At 44.5% G+C, this 3,115-nt stretch carries 4 protein-coding genes; all 4 read right to left on the reverse strand.

Going from position 1 to position 3,115, the window contains the following annotated elements; translation table 11 throughout:
• Positions 1-373, reverse strand: a 373-nt coding sequence (locus tag WEIDD23_RS14665; RefSeq protein WP_242865455.1) for a MarR family transcriptional regulator, incomplete at its 3' end; no start/stop codon positions are given.
• 161 nt (positions 374-534) lie between these two features.
• A complete protein-coding gene (locus tag WEIDD23_RS06925) occupies positions 535-1,026 on the reverse strand; it encodes an NUDIX domain-containing protein (RefSeq protein ID WP_010373259.1) in 492 nt (163 codons plus the stop codon).
• A gap of 59 nt (positions 1,027-1,085) precedes the next feature.
• Positions 1,086-1,706: a DedA family protein gene (locus WEIDD23_RS06930; RefSeq protein WP_010373261.1), complete on the reverse strand. Its 621-nt coding sequence runs from the start codon at positions 1,704-1,706 to the stop codon at positions 1,086-1,088.
• Entirely contained in the window at positions 1,699-2,835 is a 1,137-nt protein-coding gene (locus tag WEIDD23_RS06935; protein WP_062358862.1) for a lipase family protein, read from the reverse strand. Before WEIDD23_RS06935 ends, WEIDD23_RS06930 begins: the two co-directional genes overlap by 8 nt.
• Positions 2,836-3,115: the final 280 nt, after the last annotated feature.

Below are 3,115 nucleotides of genomic sequence, written 5' to 3' on the forward strand. Positions count from 1 at the left end.
TAAAGGCACGTTCACTCAATGGATCGTTGCCATTATGCAAACCAGCTAACGTTTCTTCACCAAGCGTTGTAATAAAAATTAACGATACCCGACCGTCGGTTTCTGAGGCTCGTCGTTCCGCCATTCCAGCGTCAACCAACGCTTTCACTTGCAAGCTAACTGAGCTTGGTCGAATATCCAACTTTTCTGCAATTTCGGCATTCGTAATGCCGTCAGTTTTTCCCAACAATGACAATAATCGTAGTCGACCTCGACCCAGATTTTCATCACTATTGCGCTTCGTGCGATTGTTGAGTGCCATCGCCGTCATAAAATAGCGAGATTGCAGCAATCGTCCAAACGTTGCCATCAAGTCTTGTGTTTCATCTGTCATAATTTAATTTGCCTCTTTTATTTTCAATAAATATATCGTTAGGTTTTACTTTGGTTAACCTAACGAAAAAGAAGTATAAACTGTTAGTTAGGTTTATTCAACACAAACCTAACAATTAATCAAAAAAAGCGACTAACGCCGAAACGTCAGTCACTTTTTTACTAGTCTTCACGCAACCAAACCGCGTCTGATTGCTCATTATCATTAATCACTTGATGCACTGTTTTTTGGGCTTGGGGCACAAACATCAACGGTTCTGGGTTAACCGGCACATACTGCACATGCAAGGTTTCATCCCCGTCTTCCTGCAATTCGCCGGTCACTAAAGTCACTTCAAACCCCATCGCCAATGTTTCTTGGGCATCACCCCACCGATTTTCAGCAACAATTTCAGAAGAAATCCCAATCAAACGTTTCACTTGCACCGTTAGTCCCGTTTCTTCCTTGAATTCACGCACAATGGCCTGTTGCGGGGTCTCGCCGTACTCCACGTAACCACCCGGGAAGCCCCAGCCCTTTTGGATATCAGACCGCTTTTCTAATAAGATAGCGCGCCGATCTTCTGACCACAATACACCAAAAACTGTATTGAAAATCATGCCTTCATGACCAACCTTTGCCCGCATGCGCGCAATATAATTCTGTTCTGCCATAATCAATCTTCCCCCTTATTACTAGTTATTTAACCACTACCTGGCAAAATAACAAGTCCTTAACGACGAAGATGATGAAACAAGCTATTCAAATAAGTGACGGCGTAATAAATTCCTGCCGGTACAACAATGATCCCCGCAATCAAGACACTAAAATGCTGCTGGAAGAATGGAATTGAACCCAGATAATACCCAATTAGCGTTGATCCAAGCACCCAAATTAAGGCGCCAATTATATTTTGACGTTGAAAAGTTGCTTGATCATATCGACTTTCACCAGCAATTAATGGAATAAAAATACCAAGGACCGGAATATATCGCCCAAATAACATGGCTAATTTAGCATGCTGATTAAAGAAATCAACGGTATCATCCATACGACGATTGCGTGTATTATGAGCTAATCCACGTCGGAATTTAAAGCGCCAGCCCAGATAGACCACTGGCAAATAGCCTAACCATAACCACCATAATTGGATTGGGATTTCTTGATGCGCCGCTAAACTTCCCGCCAAAAACATGGTCGTTTCTGCGGGGAGCCATGCAAACAGGACAAAGTAACTTTCAAAACCAACAATTGCCCATAAAACGGGGTAGACCAACCAAGGGTTCATCATAATCGGCTTTATAAAGAGCACTGGATTACGAATAATCGCGAGCACATCTGTTAGCTCAATCATCCGTTACAGTCCAATCATCTGGCAACACGGTCATAAAGCTAATGTATGTTGTGATGGTGTGCTCATACCCATTATTGCCATCATTCGCCATGTGTTGGAACAACTTTGCATACACAGGATGTGTCTTAACATAGGCCATAACATTCGCCGTCCGGGCTGGGATTTCTAACCCTTGAGCGCCCAACATCAAATCTTGCACCCATTGATAGGGGGTCATCGTACCGCCATCCCACCACGGCGTCTCCGCGTGATAAAAATCGCGGACACTTGGCGCCAAAGCATAATACAACTGTTGTCCCCGTTCCAACTTCGCCTCATCTTCAACTAAGTCGCCACCGAACGGCCGACCATTAATGCGCTCAAATTCTGTTCGAACCGCGTCATAAGCTGACAGCGGTAAGATATGTTGTTGCCCAATATGGGTAAAGCCCCATGCTTCCAATGGAAAAGTTGGTGCAACATCAAGCGGATTAATAATTGCATGGACTTGTGGGTACGCGTCCGCATAATCTTCATTTGCAACCTGCTTGTAAGTTGTCGTTGGCGCAAACGCGTATGCATAAACTGCTGTTTCACCCGCGTCAACCAACAATTTGCCGACAACCTCTGTCGCACTACCGCCACGCGAATGACCCGTTACCCAGAACACATTTTGCTGTTCCGGATCACCTTCTGTCAGCATAAAATCACGTAATTGAGCCGCCACCTTTTGGCCGATGAAAATCATATTATTCATGCATGGCGCATCATCATCGCCAATCATGAAATCACCAGACCATTCTGCACTTTGTGGCGTTCCTCGAATAATCGCAGCGAACAAATTCATATCGGGCAATCGCTTAACACCTAACGTGAAGGCCACATTATTCGGATCATCTGCAATGCCATAGTTAAAGTCACTCGTCGTAAAGCCTAACTTTTGTAGGTTTGCCGCCGCATAGCCGGTTCCCACCGGTTGACTGTCCTTGGTATACGTTGAACCAGCCATCACGACACTAACCCGCGCTAAATCATGCTGATATTGTTTACTATCTTGTCGAAACAAGTCATCCGTATACGGAACATCTAGCTCACGTGCGCTAGGCGTCGCATTTCCGTTATGACTTGTTGTAAATGTTAATGCCACCATGCCATCTCACCTCCGAATTTTTTGTCTCTCTGTGGTCATTATACATTAAGGACGTTAAACGTCACCGCCATTAACTACGTTGCCAGTAGAAAAAAGGCTAAGACAGAAATCTCTGTCTTAGCCCCAAAATGTCTTTTGTCTCACACTTCTTTTATCGTTACTTTGCTGGTGTCGTTGGTACCTCAACATCACCAGCCACGATTGCCGCTTTAGCTGATGCAACGGCATCCTTTTCTTGCGCATTCAAGTTCTTAGTCACGATTGAAACACCATTTTGCTT

The sequence above is a fragment of the Weissella sp. DD23 genome (assembly GCF_001579105.1).
GTDB classification, from domain to species: Bacteria; Bacillota; Bacilli; order Lactobacillales; family Lactobacillaceae; genus Weissella; species Weissella cibaria.

Coding starts and splice junctions, on each gene's coding strand:
- WEIDD23_RS06930 (WP_010373261.1), bottom strand. CDS start 1,706: ATGATTGAGCTAACAGATGTGCTCGCGATTATTCGTAATCCAGTGCTC.
- WEIDD23_RS06925 (WP_010373259.1), bottom strand. CDS start 1,026: ATGGCAGAACAGAATTATATTGCGCGCATGCGGGCAAAGGTTGGTCAT.
- WEIDD23_RS06935 (WP_062358862.1), bottom strand. CDS start 2,835: ATGGTGGCATTAACATTTACAACAAGTCATAACGGAAATGCGACGCCT.